The 19066-nt window shown below is 64.3% G+C and carries 25 protein-coding genes; 14 read left to right on the top strand and 11 right to left on the bottom strand.

Features of this window, described 5'->3' with window-relative positions:
- The first annotated feature begins 7 nt into the window (after window positions 1-7).
- A complete protein-coding gene (locus AC25MA_RS19920) occupies window positions 8-859 on the top strand; it encodes a carbon-nitrogen hydrolase family protein (RefSeq protein WP_028689645.1) in 852 nt (283 codons plus the stop codon).
- 2 nt (window positions 860-861) lie between these two features.
- Window positions 862-2301 (top strand): metalloprotease TldD, encoded by a 1440-nt coding sequence (gene tldD, locus AC25MA_RS19915; RefSeq protein WP_028689646.1) that lies wholly within the window; start codon window positions 862-864, stop codon window positions 2299-2301.
- A 77-nt stretch (window positions 2302-2378) separates the two neighbouring features.
- Here the strand turns inward: tldD and yjgA are convergent, their stop codons facing one another.
- Window positions 2379-2900, bottom strand: a complete 522-nt coding sequence (gene yjgA, locus AC25MA_RS19910; protein WP_028689647.1) for a ribosome biogenesis factor YjgA — start codon at window positions 2898-2900, stop codon at window positions 2379-2381.
- Window positions 2901-3009: 109 nt separating this feature from the next.
- Here yjgA and pmbA point away from each other — a divergent pair, with 109 nt between their 5' ends.
- The 6 genes from pmbA (at window position 3010) to AC25MA_RS19880 (ending at window position 8351) form a co-directional block, all read left to right on the top strand.
- Complete coding sequence (pmbA, locus tag AC25MA_RS19905) at window positions 3010-4356, top strand: metalloprotease PmbA (protein WP_028689648.1); 1347 nt, start codon at window positions 3010-3012, stop codon at window positions 4354-4356.
- 219 nt (window positions 4357-4575) lie between these two features.
- Window positions 4576-4977 carry a hypothetical protein gene (locus AC25MA_RS19900; RefSeq protein ID WP_028689649.1) on the top strand — a complete coding sequence of 134 codons (402 nt, stop codon included), beginning with the start codon at window positions 4576-4578 and terminating at the stop codon, window positions 4975-4977.
- Window positions 4970-6346: a class II fumarate hydratase gene (locus AC25MA_RS19895; protein ID WP_182322516.1), complete on the top strand. Its 1377-nt coding sequence runs from the start codon at window positions 4970-4972 to the stop codon at window positions 6344-6346. The genes AC25MA_RS19900 and AC25MA_RS19895 overlap by 8 nt, the downstream gene beginning before the upstream one ends.
- Window positions 6347-6371: 25 nt before the next feature.
- A complete protein-coding gene (locus tag AC25MA_RS19890) occupies window positions 6372-6833 on the top strand; it encodes a DUF2753 family protein (RefSeq protein WP_028689651.1) in 462 nt (153 codons plus the stop codon).
- Between the two features lies 1 nt (window position 6834).
- Window positions 6835-7446 carry a superoxide dismutase gene (locus AC25MA_RS19885; protein WP_028689652.1) on the top strand — a complete coding sequence of 204 codons (612 nt, stop codon included), beginning with the start codon at window positions 6835-6837 and terminating at the stop codon, window positions 7444-7446.
- 11 nt (window positions 7447-7457) lie between these two features.
- Window positions 7458-8351, top strand: coding sequence for a ZIP family metal transporter (locus tag AC25MA_RS19880; RefSeq protein ID WP_088852393.1), 894 nt, complete (start codon window positions 7458-7460; stop codon window positions 8349-8351).
- 45 nt (window positions 8352-8396) lie between these two features.
- On the opposite strand, the gene AC25MA_RS19875 is transcribed toward AC25MA_RS19880, so the two are convergent.
- From AC25MA_RS19875 to AC25MA_RS19830, 10 genes are all read right to left on the bottom strand, one after another.
- The gene (locus AC25MA_RS19875; protein ID WP_028689654.1) at window positions 8397-8669 is read right to left on the bottom strand and encodes an HPr family phosphocarrier protein; all 273 of its coding nucleotides are present in this window, start codon (window positions 8667-8669) and stop codon (window positions 8397-8399) included.
- A gap of 20 nt (window positions 8670-8689) precedes the next feature.
- Window positions 8690-9544 (bottom strand): RNase adapter RapZ, encoded by an 855-nt coding sequence (rapZ, locus tag AC25MA_RS19870; protein ID WP_028689655.1) that lies wholly within the window; start codon window positions 9542-9544, stop codon window positions 8690-8692.
- Between the two features lie 2 nt (window positions 9545-9546).
- The gene (gene ptsN, locus AC25MA_RS19865) at window positions 9547-10011 is read right to left on the bottom strand and encodes a PTS IIA-like nitrogen regulatory protein PtsN (protein WP_028689656.1); all 465 of its coding nucleotides are present in this window, start codon (window positions 10009-10011) and stop codon (window positions 9547-9549) included.
- 12 nt (window positions 10012-10023) lie between these two features.
- The gene (gene hpf, locus AC25MA_RS19860; RefSeq protein WP_011532415.1) at window positions 10024-10332 is read right to left on the bottom strand and encodes a ribosome hibernation-promoting factor, HPF/YfiA family; all 309 of its coding nucleotides are present in this window, start codon (window positions 10330-10332) and stop codon (window positions 10024-10026) included.
- A 78-nt stretch (window positions 10333-10410) separates the two neighbouring features.
- Complete coding sequence (locus AC25MA_RS19855) at window positions 10411-11910, bottom strand: RNA polymerase factor sigma-54 (protein WP_028689657.1); 1500 nt, start codon at window positions 11908-11910, stop codon at window positions 10411-10413.
- Window positions 11911-12083: 173 nt separating this feature from the next.
- Window positions 12084-12809, bottom strand: a complete 726-nt coding sequence (gene lptB, locus AC25MA_RS19850; protein WP_088852373.1) for an LPS export ABC transporter ATP-binding protein — start codon at window positions 12807-12809, stop codon at window positions 12084-12086.
- Window positions 12810-13334 carry a lipopolysaccharide transport periplasmic protein LptA gene (lptA, locus tag AC25MA_RS19845; RefSeq protein WP_011532418.1) on the bottom strand — a complete coding sequence of 175 codons (525 nt, stop codon included), beginning with the start codon at window positions 13332-13334 and terminating at the stop codon, window positions 12810-12812. It lies immediately after the preceding gene.
- The gene (gene lptC, locus AC25MA_RS19840; protein WP_028689658.1) at window positions 13321-13893 is read right to left on the bottom strand and encodes an LPS export ABC transporter periplasmic protein LptC; all 573 of its coding nucleotides are present in this window, start codon (window positions 13891-13893) and stop codon (window positions 13321-13323) included. The genes lptA and lptC overlap by 14 nt, the downstream gene beginning before the upstream one ends.
- A gap of 8 nt (window positions 13894-13901) precedes the next feature.
- Window positions 13902-14426 carry a KdsC family phosphatase gene (locus AC25MA_RS19835; protein WP_028689659.1) on the bottom strand — a complete coding sequence of 175 codons (525 nt, stop codon included), beginning with the start codon at window positions 14424-14426 and terminating at the stop codon, window positions 13902-13904.
- Window positions 14427-15401, bottom strand: a complete 975-nt coding sequence (locus AC25MA_RS19830) for a KpsF/GutQ family sugar-phosphate isomerase (protein WP_028689660.1) — start codon at window positions 15399-15401, stop codon at window positions 14427-14429.
- A 244-nt stretch (window positions 15402-15645) separates the two neighbouring features.
- Here AC25MA_RS19830 and AC25MA_RS19825 point away from each other — a divergent pair, with 244 nt between their 5' ends.
- From AC25MA_RS19825 to AC25MA_RS19800, 6 genes are all read left to right on the top strand, one after another.
- The gene (locus tag AC25MA_RS19825; RefSeq protein WP_028689661.1) at window positions 15646-16455 is read left to right on the top strand and encodes an ATP-binding cassette domain-containing protein; all 810 of its coding nucleotides are present in this window, start codon (window positions 15646-15648) and stop codon (window positions 16453-16455) included.
- Window positions 16455-17252: a lipid asymmetry maintenance ABC transporter permease subunit MlaE gene (mlaE, locus tag AC25MA_RS19820; RefSeq protein ID WP_028689662.1), complete on the top strand. Its 798-nt coding sequence runs from the start codon at window positions 16455-16457 to the stop codon at window positions 17250-17252. The genes AC25MA_RS19825 and mlaE overlap by 1 nt, the downstream gene beginning before the upstream one ends.
- Entirely contained in the window at window positions 17252-17737 is a 486-nt protein-coding gene (gene mlaD / locus AC25MA_RS19815; RefSeq protein ID WP_028689663.1) for an outer membrane lipid asymmetry maintenance protein MlaD, read from the top strand. Before mlaE ends, mlaD begins: the two co-directional genes overlap by 1 nt.
- Window positions 17738-17746: 9 nt before the next feature.
- Entirely contained in the window at window positions 17747-18400 is a 654-nt protein-coding gene (locus AC25MA_RS19810; RefSeq protein ID WP_028689664.1) for an MlaC/ttg2D family ABC transporter substrate-binding protein, read from the top strand.
- Window positions 18397-18699, top strand: a complete 303-nt coding sequence (locus tag AC25MA_RS19805) for an STAS domain-containing protein (protein ID WP_213883497.1) — start codon at window positions 18397-18399, stop codon at window positions 18697-18699. The genes AC25MA_RS19810 and AC25MA_RS19805 overlap by 4 nt, the downstream gene beginning before the upstream one ends.
- Before the next feature lie 118 nt (window positions 18700-18817).
- Window positions 18818-19057, top strand: a complete 240-nt coding sequence (locus AC25MA_RS19800) for a BolA family protein (protein WP_028689666.1) — start codon at window positions 18818-18820, stop codon at window positions 19055-19057.
- Window positions 19058-19066: the final 9 nt, after the last annotated feature.

The raw sequence follows: 19066 nt of genomic DNA, 5'->3' as shown, positions 1-19066 counted from the left end.
GGTGGTCATGACGTCAGCTGTGATCCAGATGGTCAGCCAGGACGATGTGCTGGCCAACCTGCAACGTGCCACGGCACTGCTCGAGCAGGCCGCCGCAGGTGGCGCGCGCCTGGCGGTGCTGCCGGAGAACTTCGCCGCCATGGGCCGTCGCGACGCGGCGGCCATCGGTCGGGCCGAAGCGCTGGGCGAGGGGCCGATCCTGCCCTGGTTGAAACGCACCGCCCGCGACCTCAGGTTATGGATAGTCGCCGGTACCTTGCCGCTGCCCCCGGTCGGCCAGCCGCAAGCCAAGGCCCACGCCTGTTCGCTGCTGGTCGATGAGCACGGCGAGATCGCCGCCCGCTACGACAAGCTGCACCTGTTCGATGTGGATGTGGCCGACAACCGCGGTCGTTACCGCGAGTCGGACGACTACGCCCACGGCAGCCAGGTGGTGGTGGCCGACACGCCCGTGGGCCGGCTGGGCCTGTCGGTGTGCTACGACCTGCGCTTCCCTGAGCTGTACAGCGCCTTGCGTGCCGCCGGGGCCGAACTGATCAGCGCGCCGGCGGCGTTCACCGCGGTGACCGGAGCGGCGCATTGGGAAGTACTGATTCGCGCACGGGCCATCGAGACCCAGTGCTATGTATTGGCGGCCGCCCAGGGCGGCCTGCATCCGGGGCCGCGGGAAACCCACGGCCAGGCGGCGATCGTCGACCCCTGGGGGCGGATCGTCGCGCAACAGGCGCGGGGCGAAGCGGTATTGCTCGCCACGCGCGACAGTGAAGAACAGGCGTCCATCCGGGCGCGCATGCCGGTGGTTACGCACCGGCGCTTTTTCTCGCAGGACGCCTTGCGGCCTGCGCACACCTCGGAGTGACTATGAGCGAGATTTTATCCACCGTCAGCGAGCAGCTCCTGGTCCCGGGCGGCCTGACCCTCGACAGCCTGCAGACGGTGCTGGGCGAGCTGGCCGGCCCCGGCATCGATGCCGCCGACTTGTATTTCCAGGGCCAGATCTCGGAAACCTGGGCGCTGGAGGACGGCATCGTCAAAGAGGGCAGCTTCAACCTCGACCAGGGCGTGGGCGTGCGCGCCCAGTCCGGCGAGAAGACCGGCTTCGCCTACAGCAACGCGATCAACCTCGAAGCCCTGACCTCGGCGGCCCGCGCCGCCCGTTCGATCTCCCGTGCCGGGCAGGATGGCAAGGTGCAGGCGTTCCGCAGCCAGGATGTGACTGCCCTGTATGCGTCTGACAATCCCCTGGATGTGCTGAGCCGCGCCGAGAAGGTCGACCTGCTCAAGCGCGTCGATGCCGCCACCCGCGCCCTCGATCCGCGCATCCAGCAGGTCAGCGTGAGCATGGCCGGGGTCTGGGAGCGGATCCTGGTCGCCGCCGCCGATGGCAGCCTGGCCGCCGATGTACGTCCGCTGGTGCGTTTCAACGTCAGCGTGATCGTCGAGCAGAACGGTCGTCGCGAGCGCGGCGGGCAGGGCGGTGGCGGGCGTACCGACTACCGCTACTTCACCGAGGAGCGGGTGATGGGCTATGCCCGCGAGGCGTTGCGCCAGGCGCTGGTCAACCTCGAGGCCATTCCGGCGCCGGCCGGCACGCTGCCGGTGGTGCTTGGCCCGGGCTGGTCCGGGGTGCTGCTGCACGAGGCGGTCGGTCACGGTTTGGAAGGCGACTTCAACCGCAAGGGCAGTTCGGCGTTCAGTGGGCGTATCGGCGAGCAAGTGGCCTCGAAGCTGTGCACCATTGTCGACGACGGTACCCTGGAGGGCCGCCGCGGCTCGCTCAGCATCGACGACGAAGGCACCCCGACCGAATGCACCACGCTGATCGAGAACGGCATCCTCAAGGGCTACATGCAGGACAAGCTCAACGCCCGCCTGATGGGCATGGCGGTGACGGGCAACGGCCGGCGTGAATCCTACGCCCACCTGCCGATGCCGCGCATGACCAACACCTACATGCGTGCTGGCGACAGCGACCCGGAGGAAATCATCCGCTCGGTGAAGAAGGGCATCTATTGCGCCAACCTTGGCGGTGGCCAGGTGGACATCACCAGCGGCAAGTTCGTGTTCTCCACCAGCGAGGCCTACCTGATCGAGGACGGCAAGATTACCGCGCCGGTGAAGGGCGCGACGCTGATCGGCAATGGTCCGGAGGCGATGAGGGGTGTGTCGATGGTCGGCAACGACCTGGCGCTGGACAGCGGCGTGGGTACGTGCGGCAAGGATGGGCAGTCGGTGCCGGTAGGCGTTGGCCAGCCGACCCTGAAGCTGGATGCGATCACTGTCGGTGGTACAGGGGCTTGATGATCAATCGCGGGGCAAGCCCGCTCCCACAGATGCCTGCAAAGGCAGCGTGGGAGCGGGCTTGCCCCGCGATGGCCTCAACGCAGACCGCGCTGGACCTCGTCGAGGTCGCGGATGTACTTGAACACTTTACGCGCAGCCGCAGGCGGCTTGTTCCGCGCCTTCTCGTGCTGGGCATGACGGATCAGCGAGCGCAGGTGCTGGCGATCGGTGTCGGGGAACTCGTTGACGAAGCGTTCGAGGTCCTCGTCGTTGCCGTCGATCAGGCGATCGCGCCAGCGCTCGAGGCCGTGAAAGCGCTCGTTGTACTGGCGGGTCGAGCTGTCGACCTGCTCGAGCACGGCATGGATGGCGTCAAGGTCCTGCACGCGCATCAGCTTGCCGACGAACGACATGTGGCGTTTGCGGGCGCCGTGGGCGGTGTGCTTGCTGGCCTCTTCCAGCGCCTTGCGCAGCTCGTCGGTCAACGGCAGGCGGGCCAGGGTGTCGGCCTTGAGGGTGGTGAGGCGCTCACCGAGCTCGACCAGCGCATGCAGCTCGCGCTTGATCTGGGTTTTGCTTTTTTCGCCGTCGAAGGCGTCGTCGTAAGAATCAACCATGGGGGCAGTCCGCAGGAAATCGCCGCCATGATAACCAGTCGGGGGCCGCTTGTCCGGCCCGGTCGTAGAATGACCCACGCCGTACGCAGAATTTTCAGTGGAGAGAACCATGAGTGCAGTCCAGAGCGTAGGCCCCAAGGACCTGCCGGCGTTGCAGGAACAGGTCGAGGCGATCGTCGCCGAGGCGCGCCGCCAGGGCGCCAGCGCGTGCGAAGTGGCGGTGTCGCTGGAGCAGGGCCTGTCCACCACGGTGCGCCAGCGCGAAGTCGAGACGGTCGAGTTCAACCGCGACCAGGGCTTCGGCATCACCCTCTACGTTGGCCAGCGCAAGGGTTCGGCCAGCACCTCGGCCAGCGGCCCTGAGGCGATCCGCGAGACCGTCGCGGCGGCCCTGGCAATCGCCAAGCATACCTCCGAGGACGCGTGTTCGGGGCTGGCCGATGCCGCCTTGATGGCCCGCGAGATCCCTGATCTGGACCTGTACCACGACTGGGACATCGAGCCGGAGAAGGCCATCGAGATGGCGCTGGCCTGCGAGGCGGCGGCGTTCGACGCCGACAAGCGCATCCTCAACGCTGATGGCACCACCCTCAATACCCATCAGGGCGTGCGGGTCTATGGCAACAGCCACGGCTTCATCGGCGGCTACGCGTCTACCCGGCACAGCCTGAGCTGCGTGATGATCGCCGAGGCCGAAGGGCAGATGCAGCGCGACTACTGGTACGACGTCAATCGCCAGGGCAACCTGCTGGCCGACCCGCGCAGCATCGGCCAGCGCGCCGCGCAACGCGCCGCCAGCCGTCTGGGCGCGCGTCCGGTGCCGACCTGCGAGGTGCCGGTGCTGTTCTCGGCGGAGCTTGCCGGCGGCCTGTTCGGCAGCTTCCTGTCGGCGATTTCCGGCGGCAACCTGTACCGCAAGTCGTCGTTCCTCGAAGGCACCCTCGGCCAGCGCCTGTTCCCCACCTGGCTGACCCTTGATGAGCGTCCACACATCCCGCGTGCGCTGGGCAGCGCGGCGTTCGACGGCGATGGCCTGGCCACCTACGCCAAGCCGTTCGTCGACAAGGGCGAGCTGGTGTCCTACATCCTGGGCACCTATTCCGGGCGCAAGCTGAGCCTGCCGAGCACCGCCAACGCCGGGGGCGTGCATAACCTGTTCGTCACCCACGGTGTGGAAGACCAGGCGGCATTGATTCGCCGCATGGGTCGCGGCCTGCTGGTGACCGAGCTGATGGGGCATGGCCTGAACATGGTGACCGGTGACTATTCTCGTGGTGCGGCGGGCTTCTGGGTCGAAAACGGCGAGATCCAGTTCCCGGTCCAGGAAGTGACCATCGCCGGCAATATGAAGGATATGTTCCAGCAGATCGTGGCGATCGGCAGCGATATCGAGACCCGCAGCAATATCCACAGTGGCTCGGTGCTGATCGAACGGATGACGGTGGCAGGCAGCTGATCGGCGCTCTGTCATCAGCAGGGAATTAGCGGTGCGTGCGAGCGGGCTTGTCCCGCGGTAATCTTACCTGCAATCGCGAGGCAAGCTCGCTCCCACGCTGCCCTGCTCATACCTTGTAAAAGACCCGGCCATCGCGCCGGGTTTCTTTTGCCCATTGCTCGACTTGAACTGATTCTAGTTATCACATAATAATGAATATCATTATCCAGTAACCCGGCGATGATGTTCATGAAATCCGTCCTCCACGAACTGCCTTACCTGGAAAACTGGCGCTGGCTCAGCCGGCGCATCCGCTGCGCGCTCGAACCCGACGAGCCGCGTCTGATCGAGCATTACCTGGCCGAAGGCCGCTACCTGGTGTGCTGCACCGAAACCTCGCCCTGGACCGTGGCGCTGACCGCCTTCCGCCTGCTGTTGGATACCGCCAACGATCGCATGCTGCCGTGGCATTGGCGCTGCCTGTGCCTGGACCAGGCCTGGCGGCCCTTGCTCGACCTGCGCAACCTCGATCGCCGCGAACAAAACCTGCGCTGGCAGCCCTACGCGATGCAGCTCGCCAACAGCGTGCTGCTGCCGTCGATTTCTCCCGAAGAACTGATGCAAGGACTTGAAGATGAGTGATACCCGTATCGAGCGTGACAGCATGGGCGAACTGCAGGTGCCGGCCCAGGCCCTGTACGGTGCCCAGACCCAGCGCGCGGTCGACAACTTCCCGGTCAGCGGCAAGCCGATGCCGGCCCAGTTCATCCGTGCCTTGCTGCTGGCCAAGGCGGCTGCGGCCAAGGCCAACGTCGAGCTGTCCCAGCTGAGCGCGGGGCAGGGCGAGGCCATCGTCAGGGCGGTGGAGCAACTGCTGGCCGGCGACTTCATCCAGCACTTCCCGGTGGATGTGTTCCAGACCGGTTCCGGCACCAGTTCGAACATGAACGCCAACGAGGTCATCGCCACCCTGGCCAGCCGCGTGCTGGGCGAGCCGGTCAATGCCAACGACCACGTCAACTGTGGCCAGAGCAGCAACGACATCATCCCCACCACCATCCACGTCAGCGCCGCCCTGGCCCTGCACGAGCAATTGTTACCGGCCCTGCGCCACCTCACCCAGGTGATCGAGGCCAAGGCGGTCGAAGTGCACAAGCACGTGAAGACCGGCCGCACCCACCTGATGGATGCCATGCCGGTGCGCATGAGCCAGGTGCTCGAAGGCTGGGCCGCGCAGGTCAAGGGCGCCCAGGCGCATATCGAAGCCACCCTGCCGAGCCTGCAGGCCTTGGCTCAGGGCGGTACTGCCGTGGGCACCGGCATCAACGCCCACCCGCAGTTCGCCGCAGGCTTTGCCCGCCAGTTAAGTGGCCTGACCCAGGTCAAGTTCACCCCCGGCGAGAACCTGTTCGCCCTGATCGGCTCCCAGGACACCGCCGTGGCCCTGTCCGGCCAGCTCAAGACCGCCGCCGTGGCGCTGATGAAGATCGCCAACGACCTGCGCTGGATGAACTCCGGCCCGCTCGCCGGCCTCGGTGAAATCGAGTTGCAGGGTCTGCAGCCGGGCTCGTCGATCATGCCGGGCAAGGTCAACCCGGTGATCCCGGAGGCCACCGCCATGGTCGCGGCCCAGGTGATCGGCAACGATGCCACCATCGCCGTGGCCGGGCAGTCGGGCAACTTCGAGCTCAACGTGATGCTGCCGGTGATCGCCCGCAACCTGCTGGAAAGCATCGAGCTGATGGCCAACGTCAGCCGCCTGCTGGCCGACAAGGCCATCGCCAGCTTCAAGGTCAACGAAACCAAGCTCAAGGAGGCGCTGTCGCGCAACCCGATCCTGGTCACTGCGTTGAACCCGATCATCGGCTACCTCAAGGCCGCCGAGATCGCCAAGACCGCCTACAAGCAGGGGCGCCCGATCATCGACGTGGCGCTGGAGCACACCGACTTGTCGCGTGACCAGCTCGAGGCGCTGCTGGATCCGGAAAAACTCACTGCCGGCGGCATCTGAGCCCGGGCCGCCCAGGAGACACGTCATGCAGCACTGGAAACACACCACGCAAGACGCCAACCGCCTGTTCGAGCAGGGCGAGCTGGTCGATGCCCGAGAACACTACCTGCAAGCCCTGGCCCTGGCCCAGGTGCTGTTCGAGCGCTGGCATGACGTCGACGAGGCGGTGGCCGCACTGGTCATCGCCCATCACAACCTGGCCGACCTGCACCTGCGCCTGAACCAGCCGCAGGAAAGCGCCGACTATCTGTGCGCGGCGCACCAGCGGCTGCTCCAGGCCAGTCAGGACCCGCGCCTGCCCCAGGCCCTGCGCGACGCCGCGTTACGCCATAGCGGGCGCACCTACACCGAGTTGCTGAGCTTCATCGCCGAATACGGCCAATACCCGCGTACCGAGCGCCTGCTCAATCGGCAGGCTCCGGTGACCAGCGAGCTGGTCGTATATACGGATATCACTGATCGCACACCTGCCTACGGAATCCACTGACATGCCGCATACCTTGCCTGCGTTGCCCTATGCCTACGATGCGCTGGAGCCGCACATCGACACCCAGACCATGGAGATTCACCACAGCAAGCATCACCAGACCTATATCAACAATCTCAACGCCGCCATCGAGGGCACCGAGTGGGCCGAGTGGCCCGTGGAGCAGTTGGTGGGCGCGGTCAGGCAACTGCCCGAGAAGCTCCAGGGCGCGGTGATCAACCAGGGCGGTGGGCATGCCAACCACACCCTGTTCTGGACCGTCATGTCGCCCAAGGGCGGCGGCCAGCCGGCAGGGCAGGTGGCCAAGGCCATCGATGCGCAGCTCGGCGGTTTCGAGGCGTTCAAGGAGGCCTTCACCAAGGCCGCGCTGACCCGTTTCGGCAGCGGCTGGGCCTGGTTGAGCGTGACCCCGCAGAACACGCTGGTAGTTGAGAGCAGCGGCAACCAGGACAGCCCGCTGATGCACGGCAACACGCCGATCCTTGGCCTGGACGTGTGGGAGCACGCCTACTACCTGAAGTATCAGAACCGTCGTCCGGAATACATTGGCGCTTTCTACAACGTGGTCGACTGGGCCGAAGTGGAACGTCGCTACCTTGAAGCCCTGAAGTGAGCCTGACCGGTATGCGTGCCGAGGTGATGTCTGTCAGCAGTGTGCGCCTGTTCCGCCTGGCGCTTGGGACCATGCTGTTGCTGGTTGGCACCGCATTGTTGGTGGCACGCGGCATCGCCTGGCTGGACCTGGAACCGCGCATGTTGCGTGCCCTTGAGGGCGGCGCATTGTGCGCACTGGGGACGGCGTTGGGCGCGGTACCGGTGCTGGTGATCCGCAACATGCCGGTGGCCGTGGCCGATACCTTGCTTGGCTTCGGTGCCGGCGTGATGCTGGCGGCCACCGCGTTCTCGCTGATCATGCCCGGGCTGGATGCGGCCCAATCCATCGGTTTCAGCCCGTGGGGCGCCGGTGGCCTGATCAGCGGCGGCCTGCTGTTCGGCGCGCTGTGCCTGTTCCTGGTCGACCTCAAGGTCTCTGGTGCTTCGCCAGAAGCCCTGGTCGGCAGCGATCAGCAACCGGTGATCGCGGCGCGAATCTGGTTGTTCGTCATCGCCATCATTGCCCATAACATCCCCGAAGGCATGGCCATTGGCGTGTCTGCTGGCGGTGGCATGCCCGATGCCGACAGCCTGGCCATGGGCATCGCGCTTCAGGATGTGCCGGAGGGTCTGGTAATCGCGCTGGTGCTGGCCGGGGCCGGCATGTCGCGGTTCAAGGCGTTCCTGATCGGCGCGGCGTCCGGGTTGGTCGAACCGCTGGCCGCGGTGATCTGCGCCTGGCTGGTGAACATCGCCGAACTGTTGCTACCGCTGGGCTTGGCCTGTGCGGCGGGGGCGATGCTGCTGGTGGTGACCCAGGAGATCATTCCCGAATCGCGCAGCAACGGGCATCACCGCCTGGCGAGCCTGGGGCTGTGTGCCGGGTTCTGCCTGATGATGGTGATGGACACGGCGCTGTCTTGAGCCCGGCACATTCCCTGTAGGAGCGTGCGCAGTCGTTAACGGCGCTTACTCGCCTTCGTCGAAGAAGTTCTCGATCAACGCGACCAGTGCATCCATGGCCTCACCGTCCTGTTCGCCCTCGGTGTGCAGGTGCACCGGCGTGCCCTTGCCGGCGGCGAGCATCATCACCGCCATGATGCTCTTGCCGTCCACCAGCTTGTCCGGTGCGCGGCCGACCCGTACCTGGCAGGGAAAGCGACCGGCCACGCCGACGAACTTGGCGGCCGCCCGCGCATGCAGGCCCAGCTTGTTGATGATGGTGATTTCGCGGGCGGGCATCGTGGGGCGGATCCTGTGGGCTAGAGGTCGCGGTGGCGGACCTGGACGTTTTTCAGGGATTGCTGGAGCAGTTGGCCAAGCCGTTCGGTGATGTACACCGAGCGGTGGTGGCCGCCGGTACAGCCGATGGCGATGGTGACGTAAGCGCGGTTGCTGGCGGCGAAGCGCGGCAGCCACTTGAGCAGGTAGCCGGAGATGTCCTGGAACATTTCCTCGACGTCCGGCTGGGCGGCCAGGTAATCAATTACCGGCTGTTCGAGGCCGGAATGCTCACGAAGTTCCGGCTTCCAGTACGGATTGGGTAGGCAGCGCACGTCGAACACCAGGTCGGCGTCCACCGGCATGCCACGCTTGAAACCGAATGACTCGACCAGGAACGCGGTGCCTGGCTCGGGCTGGTTGAGCAGGCGCAGCTTGATCGAATCGCGCAGTTGATAGAGGTTCAGGCTGGTGGTGTCGATCTTCAGGTCGGCGAGGTCGGCGATCGGGCCGAGCAGCTCGCTTTCCACGCGGATCGCCTCGGCCAGCGAACGGCTGTCGTTGGTCAGCGGGTGGCGGCGGCGGGTTTCCGAGAAGCGCTTGAGCAGGGTGTCTTCGTCGGCGTCCAGGTACAGCACGTCGCACTGGATATGGCGCGAACGTGCATCTGTCAGCAGTTCGGGGAAGCGTGACAGGTGGCTGGGCAGGTTGCGCGCATCAATGGACACAGCGACCTTCGGTTGCAGCAGCTCGGTGTTGAGCAGCGCGTTTTCCGCCAGCTGCGGCAGCAGCCCGGCGGGCAGGTTGTCGATGCAGTAGTAGCCGTTGTCTTCCAGCACGTCGAGGGCGGTACTCTTACCGGAGCCGGAGCGGCCGCTGACGATGATCAGGCGCATGTTCAGTGCTCGTTCTGTACGTCCAGGACGACCTGGTAAAGGGTCTCGCTGCTGTCGGCGGCACGTAGGCGATCGCGGACCTCCTTGCGATCTAGCATGCTGGCGATCTGACGCAGCAGTTCAAGGTGGGCATCGGTGGCAGCTTCCGGGACCAGCAGGACGAACAGCAGGTCGACCGGGGCACCATCGATGGCGTCATAATCAATGGGGGCATCCAGGTGCAGCAGGGCGCTTACTGGCGCGCTGCAACCCACAAGCCGGCAGTGCGGAATGGCGATGCCATTGCCAAAACCGGTGGAGCCGAGTTTTTCCCGAGCGATGAGCTTGTCGAAGACATCTTGCATCTCCAGCTCGGGTACTTGCTCGGCGATCAGGGTGGCGACCTTTTCCAGGGCGCGCTTCTTGCTGCCGCCCGGCACGTTCACGAGTGAACGGCCGGGGGTCAGGATGGTTTCAAGTCGGATCATGGATGAGGGGGATCAGCGGGCGGCTGCGCCTTGCAGCAGGCTTTGCTGTTTTTCCTTGTGTTTTTTCAGTTGGCGATCGAGTTTGTCGGCCAGGGCGTCGATCGCCGCGTACATGTCTTGGTGTTCGGCGTTGGCGACGACTTCGCCACCGGGAATCTGGAGTGTGGCTTCCACCTTCTGCTGCAGCTTCTCGACCTTCATGATCACCGTCGCATTGGTGATCTTGTCGAAATGACCCTCCACGCGGGCGAGCTTCTCGAGCACGTAATCGCGCAGTGGTTGGGTGACTTCTACATGCTGTCCACTGATGTTGACTTGCATACAGCTTCTCCTTTGTTGCCCGTGCATAAAGAGGCAGGTCTTGCACCTGCCACTGAAACGCTGTGGCACATCCTGGGGCTACATCAGTCGCTTGCGCTCGCTTGATGGGGCGATGCCCAACGATTCGCGGTACTTGGCGACGGTGCGACGGGCTACCTGGATGCCTTGTGCCTCCAGTAAACCAGCGATCTTGCTGTCACTCAATGGCTTTTTCTGATTTTCCGCCGCCACCAGTTTCTTGATGATCGCGCGAATCGCCGTGGACGAGCATTCGCCGCCTTCGGCGGTGCTCACGTGGCTGGAGAAAAAGTATTTCAGTTCGTAGATGCCGCGCGGGGTGTGCATGTATTTCTGCGTGGTCACCCGGGAAATGGTCGACTCGTGCATGCCCACCGCCTCGGCGATATCGTGCAGCACCAGCGGCTTCATGGCCTCGTCGCCATGGTCGAGGAAGCCGCGCTGGTGCTCGACGATCTGTGTCGCCACCTTCATCAGCGTCTCGTTGCGGCTCTGCAGGCTCTTGATGAACCAGCGCGCTTCCTGCAGCTGGTTGCGCATGAAGGTGTTGTCGGCGCTGGTGTCGGCGCGGCGAACGAAGCCGGCGTACTGCGGGTTGACCCGCAGGCGCGGTACCGCTTCCTGGTTGAGCTCGACCAGCCAGCGCTCGCTGTCCTTGCGCACGATGACGTCGGGCACGACGTACTCGGGCTCGCTGGACTCGATCTGCGAGCCGGGGCGCGGGTTGAGGGTCTGCACCAGTTCGATGACCTGGCGCAGCTCGTCTTCCTTGAGCTTCATGCGGCGCATCAGCTGGCTGTAGTCGCGGCTGCCGAGCAGGTCGATGAAGTCGGTGACCAGGCGCTGGGCCTCACCCATCCAAGGCGTCGAGGCCGGCAGTTGGCGCAGTTGCAGCAGCAGGCATTCGCCCAGGGAGCGGGCGCCGATGCCGGCGGGTTCGAACTGCTGGATGCGGTGCAGCACCGCCTCGACCTCGTCCAACTCGATGTCGAGTTCCGGGTCGAAGCCTGCGCAGATTTCCTCGAGGGAGTCCTCCAGGTAGCCCTGGCCGTTGATGCTGTCGATCAGGGTGACGGCGATCAGGCGGTCGGTGTCGGACATCGGCGCCAGGTTGAGCTGCCACAGCAGGTGACTCTGCAGGCTCTCGCCGACCGAGGTGCGGGTGGTGAAGTCCCACTCGTCGTCATCATTGCTCGGCAGGCTACTGGCGCTGGTCTGGTAGATGTCCTCCCAGGCGGTGTCGACCGGCAGTTCGTTGGGAATGCGCTCGGCCCATTCGCCGTCTTCGAGGTTTTCCGCGGTGCTGCTGGTACTGGTTTCCTGGAAGCTGTTGTCCTGGACTTCGGCGGCCGGCTTGTTCTCGGCGTTGTCCGCCATCGGGTCGCTGTTGTCGAAGTCCTCGCCGTCTTCCTGACGTTCGAGCATCGGATTGGACTCCAGCGCTTCCTGGATTTCCTGCTGGAGGTCCAGGGTGGAGAGCTGAAGCAGACGGATGGCCTGTTGCAACTGCGGGGTCATCGTCAGTTGCTGGCCCATTTTTAGGACGAGCGATGGTTTCATGGCTGGGGCTTGATACCTTGTTGCCGGCGCGCATGCGCCATCCACTACACGGAGGGCGCCTGGGCGCCGATTTTAAGCAAGTTATATGCCTGAAATTGCAGCGTTTGCCTAGAGCACTGTAACAACTTAAGCCTCGAACAGGCGCCTGCGCCAGTGCTCCGGGCAGGCCAGGGTCAGAGTCGGAACTCGTGCCCCAGGTATACTTCCTTGACCAGCTGGTTGGCCAGGATGGTCTCGGCGTCGCCTTCGGCGATCAGCTGGCCATCGTTGACGATGTAGGCGGTCTCGCAGATGTCCAGGGTCTCGCGAACGTTGTGGTCGGTGATCAGGACGCCGATACCCTTGTTCTTGAGGTGGTGGATGATCTGCTTGATGTCGCCGACAGAGATCGGGTCGACACCGGCAAAGGGTTCGTCCAGCAGGATGAACTTGGGCGCGGTGGCCAGGGCACGGGCGATCTCGACGCGGCGGCGTTCGCCGCCGGAGAGGCTCATGCCGAGGTTGTCGCGGATATGGCTGATGTGGAACTCCTGCAGCAGGCTTTCCAGCTCCTTGCGCCGACCGTCACGGTCGAGGTCCTTGCGTGTCTCGAGGATGGCCATGATGTTGTCGGCCACCGACAGCTTGCGGAAGATCGAGGCTTCCTGCGGCAGGTAGCCGATACCGGCCTTGGCGCGCCCGTGCATGGGTTGGTGGCTGACGTCGAGGCTGTCGATCAGCACGCGACCTTGGTCGGCCTGGACCAGGCCGACGATCATGTAGAAACAGGTGGTCTTGCCGGCGCCGTTGGGGCCTAGCAGGCCGACGATCTGGCCGCTGTCGATGGACAGGCTGACGTCGCGAACGACCTGCCGGCCCTTGTAGCTCTTGGCCAGGTGCTGGGCTTTGAGGGTTGCCATTTACTCGGCCTTTTTCTTCGGTTGAATGACCATGTCGATGCGCTGACGTGGTGCAGTCACGTTGCCACCGCGACCGGCGGTAGCCACCTGGGTCTTGGTGTTGTAGACGATCTTCTCGCCTTCGGTGGTGTTGCCTTCGTTCTCGACCTTGGCGCGATCGGTGAGGATCACCATGTCTTTCTGCGCCTGGTACTGGATGGTCACGGCCCAGCCTTTCATCTTGTCGGGCTTGGCGGCGCTCTGCTGTTGCTCGAAGTAGGCCAGGTTGCCCACCGAGGTGACCACGTCGATGTCGCCGGAGGCGGCGCGGGTCATGGTCACGGTGTTGCCTTTGATCATCATCGAACCCTGGGTGATGATCACGTCGCCGGTATAGGTGGCAACGCCCTGCTTGTCGTCCAGGTGGGCGTTGTCCGCCTGGATGCGGATCGGCTGGTCACGGTCGTTCGGCAGGGCGAAGGCGCTCGCGCTTCCCAGTGCTACGCCCAGGCTGAGCAGAAGGGGGATGGTTTTAACGAGCCTCATACTGTCCTCTTACGTTAGAGAGCAGGTCCATCCTGCCTTCTTTCAAATACGCTTTCATTCCTTTGCCCGTAGTCGTGCCACCGGCGCCGTCGATTCTAACGGCTTGCTCGGTCTGCGCATATTGCTTCTGCGGGAACACGGTCATGCGTGTGCTGGTGATGATGGTTTCACGTTGCTTCTCGTCGGTGCGCGCCACGCGCACATCGTCGATCAGCTCGACCTCGGTGCCGTCCGGATTGACCTCGGCGCGCTTGCTCTGCACGTGCCAGGGATACTCGGTGCCACGGTACATGTGCAGGTCGGGCGTGGTCACCAGGGTGACCTCGCTGGCCTTCAAATGCTCGACCTTGGCGGCGGTCATCTCGTACTGCAGCTTGCCGTCGGGCAGGAACTGCAGGCTGTGGGCGTTGATCGCATAGTAGTCGATGGCGCTCTGGTCGACCTGGGCCTGCGGCTGGTCGAGGAAGCTCTCCGGGCTGATATTCCAATAGCCTACTGCAACGAGCACGGCGGCGATCCCGCCTAGCAGCGCGACATTTCTGATCTTCTTGCTGAGCATGGGCAGCCTTACAGGTAATGGGCGTTGGCAGCGTCCAGGGTGCCCTGGGCCTGCATGATCAGTTCGCAGAACTCGCGGGCGGCGCCTTCGCCGCCGCGAGCCTGGGTAACGCCATGGGCGTGCTGGCGAACGAATGCCGCGGCGTTGTGCACCGCCATGCCCAGGCCGACGCGGCGGATAACCGGCAGGTCGGGCAGGTCGTCGCCGAGGTAGGCGACCTGTTCATAGCTTAGATTGAGTTCGGCGAGCAGGCCGTCGAGCACCACCAGTTTGTCCTCGCGGCCCTGGAACAGGTGCGGGATGCCGAGGTTCTTCGCCCGGCGCTCGACCACCGGGGTCTTGCGCCCGCTGATGATCGCGGTGGTCACGCCCGCGGCCATGAGCATCTTGATGCCGTGGCCGTCGAGGGTGTTGAAGGTCTTGAACTCGCTGCCGTCCTCGAGGAAGTACAGGCGGCCGTCGGTGAGCACGCCGTCGACGTCGAACACCGCCAGCTTGATGGCCTTGGCGCGTTGCATCAGGTCCTGGTTCATTTACATCACTCCGGCGCGCAGCAGGTCGTGCATGTTCAGGGCGCCGGTCGGGCGGTCTTCCTGATCGACGACCACCAGCGCGCTGATCTTGTGGTCTTCCATGATCTTCAGCGCCTCGGCGGCGAGCATCTCGGCGCGGGCGGTCTTGCCGTGCACGGTCATGACCTCGTCGATGAGGGTCTTGTGCACGTCGATGTTGCGGTCCAGGCTGCGGCGCAGGTCACCGTCGGTGAACACGCCGGCGAGCTTGCCGTCGTCACCCAGGACCACGGTCATGCCCAGACCCTTACGAGACATTTCAAGCAGCGCGTCCTTGAGCAGGGTGCCGCGCTTCACCAGGGGCAGCTCCTCGCCGGCATGCATGACGTTCTCGACCTTCAGCAGCAGGCGACGACCCAACGCGCCCCCGGGGTGGGAGAAGGCGAAATCCTCGGCGGTGAAGCCGCGGGCCTCGAGCAGGGCGATGGCCAGGGCGTCGCCCAGCGCCAGCGCGGCGGTGGTGGAGGAGGTCGGCGCCAGGTTGAGCGGGCAGGCCTCCTGGGCGACGCTGGCGTCGAGATTGACCTCGGCGGCCTGGGCCAGGGGCGAGCCCGGGTTGCCGGTCAGGCTGATCATCTGGATGCCCAGGCGCTTGATCAGCGGCAGCAGGGTGACGATCTCGGCGGTGCTGCCGGAGTTGGACAGGGCAAGAATGACATCGTCCCGGGTGATCATGCCCATGTCGCCGTGGCTGGCCTCGGCCGGGTGCACGAAGAACGCCGGGGTGCCCGTGCTGGCCAGGGTGGCGGCGATCTTGTTGCCGATATGCCCCGACTTGCCCATGCCCACCACCACGACCCGTCCCTTGCTGGCCAGGATCAGCTCGCAGGCCTTGACGAAGTCACCGTCGATGCGGGCCAGCAGGGCCTCCACGGCCTCGAGTTCGAGGCGCAGGGTGCGCTGGGCGGATTGGATCAGCTCGCTGGATTGGGTCATGTTGAAACGCAATGCCTGATGAAAAGGCGGCGATTATAGCCGTAATGTGTGAAAGGCTCATCCTTCGAATGTCATATGGATGCCACACCAGCCTGTCTGCGGCCTGAACGAGTGGGGGGACGCCCTTGGGGCGGGCCTATCAGCGGTGCTATAGTTCGCCGCTATTCGGCCCGCAGGGGACCTGTGTGCCTTCAAGATGAAGGCAGGCGTCCACATGACGAGGCTGCACTAGCAAGGAGTCTAGATGAGTGTGGATAGCGCCTACGCGGTCGAGTTGAAGGGTGTCACCTTCAAGCGCGGTTCGCGCAGCATTTTCAGCAACGTGGACATACGCATTCCCCGCGGCAAGGTCACCGGCATCATGGGGCCTTCGGGATGCGGCAAGACCACCTTGCTGCGCCTGATGGGCGCGCAGTTGCGTCCGTCCGGTGGCGAGGTCTGGGTCAACGGGCAGAACCTTCCCGCGCTGTCGCGCAGCGACCTGTTCGACGCGCGTAAGCAGATGGGCGTGCTCTTTCAGAGTGGTGCGCTGTTCACCGACCTGGATGTGTTCGAGAACGTGGCCTTCCCGCTGCGGGTTCATACGCAGCTGTCGGACGAGATGATCCGTGACATCGTGTTGATGAAGTTGCAGGCCGTGGGCTTGCGCGGCGCCATCGACCTGATGCCCGACGAGTTGTCCGGCGGCATGAAGCGCCGCGTGGCGCTGGCACGGGCGATCGCCCTCGATCCGCAGATCCTCATGTACGACGAGCCGTTCGTCGGGCAGGACCCCATCGCCATGGGCGTGTTGGTGCGCCTTATCCGCCTGCTCAACGACGCCCTGGGCATCACTAGTATCGTGGTTTCCCACGATCTCGCGGAAACCGCGAGCATCGCCGACTACATCTATGTGGTTGGCGACGGCCAGGTGCTGGGGCAGGGCACGCCGGACGAACTGATGGGCTCGGACAACCCGCGCATCCGCCAGTTCATGAAAGGCGACCCGGATGGCCCGGTACCTTTCCACTTCCCTGCGCCTGACTACCGCGCCGATCTGTTGGGGACGCGTTGATGCGCAGAAAATCCTTACTCGAACGTATCCGTCTGTTCGGCCGTTCGGCCATCGATGTACTGGCCGTGCTGGGACGCTCGTGCCTGTTCCTCGGCCATTCGCTGGGTGGACGCAGCGGCATCGGCGGCGGTTTCCAGCTGCTGGTCAAGCAACTGTACTCGGTGGGCGTATTGTCGCTGGCGATCATCGTCGTGTCCGGCGTGTTCATCGGCATGGTACTGGCCCTGCAGGGCTACAGCATCCTCACCAAGTACGGCTCGGAGCAGGCTGTGGGGCAAATGGTCGCCCTGACCCTGCTGCGCGAGCTGGGGCCGGTGGTCACCGCCTTGCTGTTCGCCGGCCGCGCGGGCTCCGCGCTGACCGCCGAGATCGGCAACATGAAGTCCACCGAGCAACTGTCGAGCCTGGAGATGATCGGCGTCGACCCGCTCAAGTACATCGTCGCCCCCAGGCTGTGGGCCGGTTTCATCTCGCTGCCGCTGCTGGCGCTTATCTTCAGCGTGGTCGGCATCTGGGGTGGCTCGTGGGTCGCCGTGGACTGGCTGGGCGTCTATGAAGGTTCGTTCTGGGCCAACATGCAGAACAGCGTTTCGTTCAGCGACGACGTGATCAACGGGCTGATCAAGAGCCTGGTGTTCGCTTTCGTCGTCACCTGGATCGCCGTATTCCAGGGGTACGACTGTGAGCCCACCTCAGAAGGGATCAGCCGTGCCACCACCAAGACCGTGGTCTATGCCTCGCTGGCAGTCCTGGGTCTGGACTTTATTCTGACCGCCTTGATGTTTGGAGATTTCTGATGCAAAACCGCACCCTGGAAATCGGTGTCGGCCTGTTCCTCCTGGCCGGGATCCTGGCGCTGCTGCTGCTGGCCCTGCGTGTCAGCGGGCTGTCGGCCAGCCCGAGCAGCGACACGTATAAAGTTTATGCTTATTTTGACAATATCGCCGGTTTGACGGTCAGAGCTAAGGTGACCATGGCCGGTGTGACCATCGGCAAGGTCACGGCCATCGATCTGGACCGCGATTCCTACACTGGCCGGGTTACGCTGCAGCTGGACAAGCATGTCGACAACCTGCCGACCGACTCCACTGCCTCGATCCTGACCGCAGGCCTGCTGGGCGAGAAGTACATCGGTATCAGCGTGGGCGGCGAGGACGCGGTACTCAAGGATGGCAGCACCATCCACGACACCCAGTCGGCACTGGTGCTGGAAGACCTGATCGGCAAGTTCCTGCTCAACTCGGTGGGCAAGGAACCGAAAGAAGCGCAACCGGCTAATTAAGGAGTTTCCATGATTTCGATCCTGCGACGTGGCTTGCTGGTTCTGCTGGCGGCCTTCCCCCTGCTGGCCCTGGCGGCGCCGGGGCAATCCGCCCGTGATGTGATCCAGGGCACCACCACGCAGTTGCTCAGCGACCTGAAGGCCAACAAGGAGCAGTACAAGGCCAACCCCGAGGCCTTTTACAGCGCGCTTAACAGCAACCTTGGCCCGGTGGTCGATGCCGACGGTATTTCCAAGAGCATCATGACCGTCAAGTACTCGCGCAAGGCGACCCCTGCGCAGATGCAGCGCTTCCAGGAGAACTTCAAGCGCAGCCTGATGCAGTTCTACGGCAACGCCTTGCTGGAGTACAACAACCAGGGCATCACCGTCGATCCGGCCAAGGCCGAGGGTGATGATCGCACCAGCGTCGGCATGAAGATCACCGGCACCAACGGCGCGGTCTATCCGGTGCAATACACCATGGTCAAGCTGGACGGCGAGTGGAAGGTGCGTAACGTCATCGTCAACGGCATCAACATCGGCAAGCTGTTCCGCGACCAGTTCCAGGACGCCATGCAGCGCAACGGCAACAACCTGGACAAGACCATCGACGGCTGGGCCGGCGAAGTGGCCAAGGCCAAGGAAGCGGCGGACAGCTCGCCGGATAAGGAAGTCAAATGAGTGACGCCGCCGTGAGCATGGCCGAGCCGGGCGTCCTCGCCCTGGCAGGCGTGCTGGACTATCGCAGCGGTCCGGCCCTGCGCAAGCAGGGCAAGGCGCTGGTCACGGCGTGCCGCGAACCACGCCTGGTGCTCGACTGCTCCGCGGTGGAGAAGTCCAGCAGCGTCGGCCTGTCGTTGCTGCTGGGCTTCATGCGCGATGCGCAGGCGGCCGGCAAGACCTGGGAACTGCGCGGTATCCCCGAGGATATGCGGGAAATCGCCGGGGTCTATGACCTTGATGAAGTGCTGGCAGGCTGATGCCCTGCCGTTCGCGAAAGGCCCCTCGGTCAGCGCGCCCACTCATGGGCTTCGCAGGCGAGGGGCTTTTTTGTATGATGGCCGACCCGCGCGCGTTGGGCGCCGATCGAGGTTGAGCATGCAGGCCGTAGAAGTCAAAAGCTTTCTGGAAGAGAAATTGCCGGGAACCCGGGTCGAAGTTGAAGGCGAAGGCTGCAACTTCCAGTTGAACGTGATCAGCGATGAGCTGGCCGGCCAGAGCCCGGTCAAGCGCCAGCAGGCGATCTATGCTCACCTCAATCCGTGGATCGCCAACGGCAGCATTCACGCGGTAACCATGAAATTCTTCAGCAGCGCAGCCTGGGCTGAGCGCACCTGAGCCAACTTG

The organism is Pseudomonas sp. P65(2024), assembly GCF_057480955.1.
This window is presented reverse-complemented; position numbering and strand designations above follow the sequence as displayed.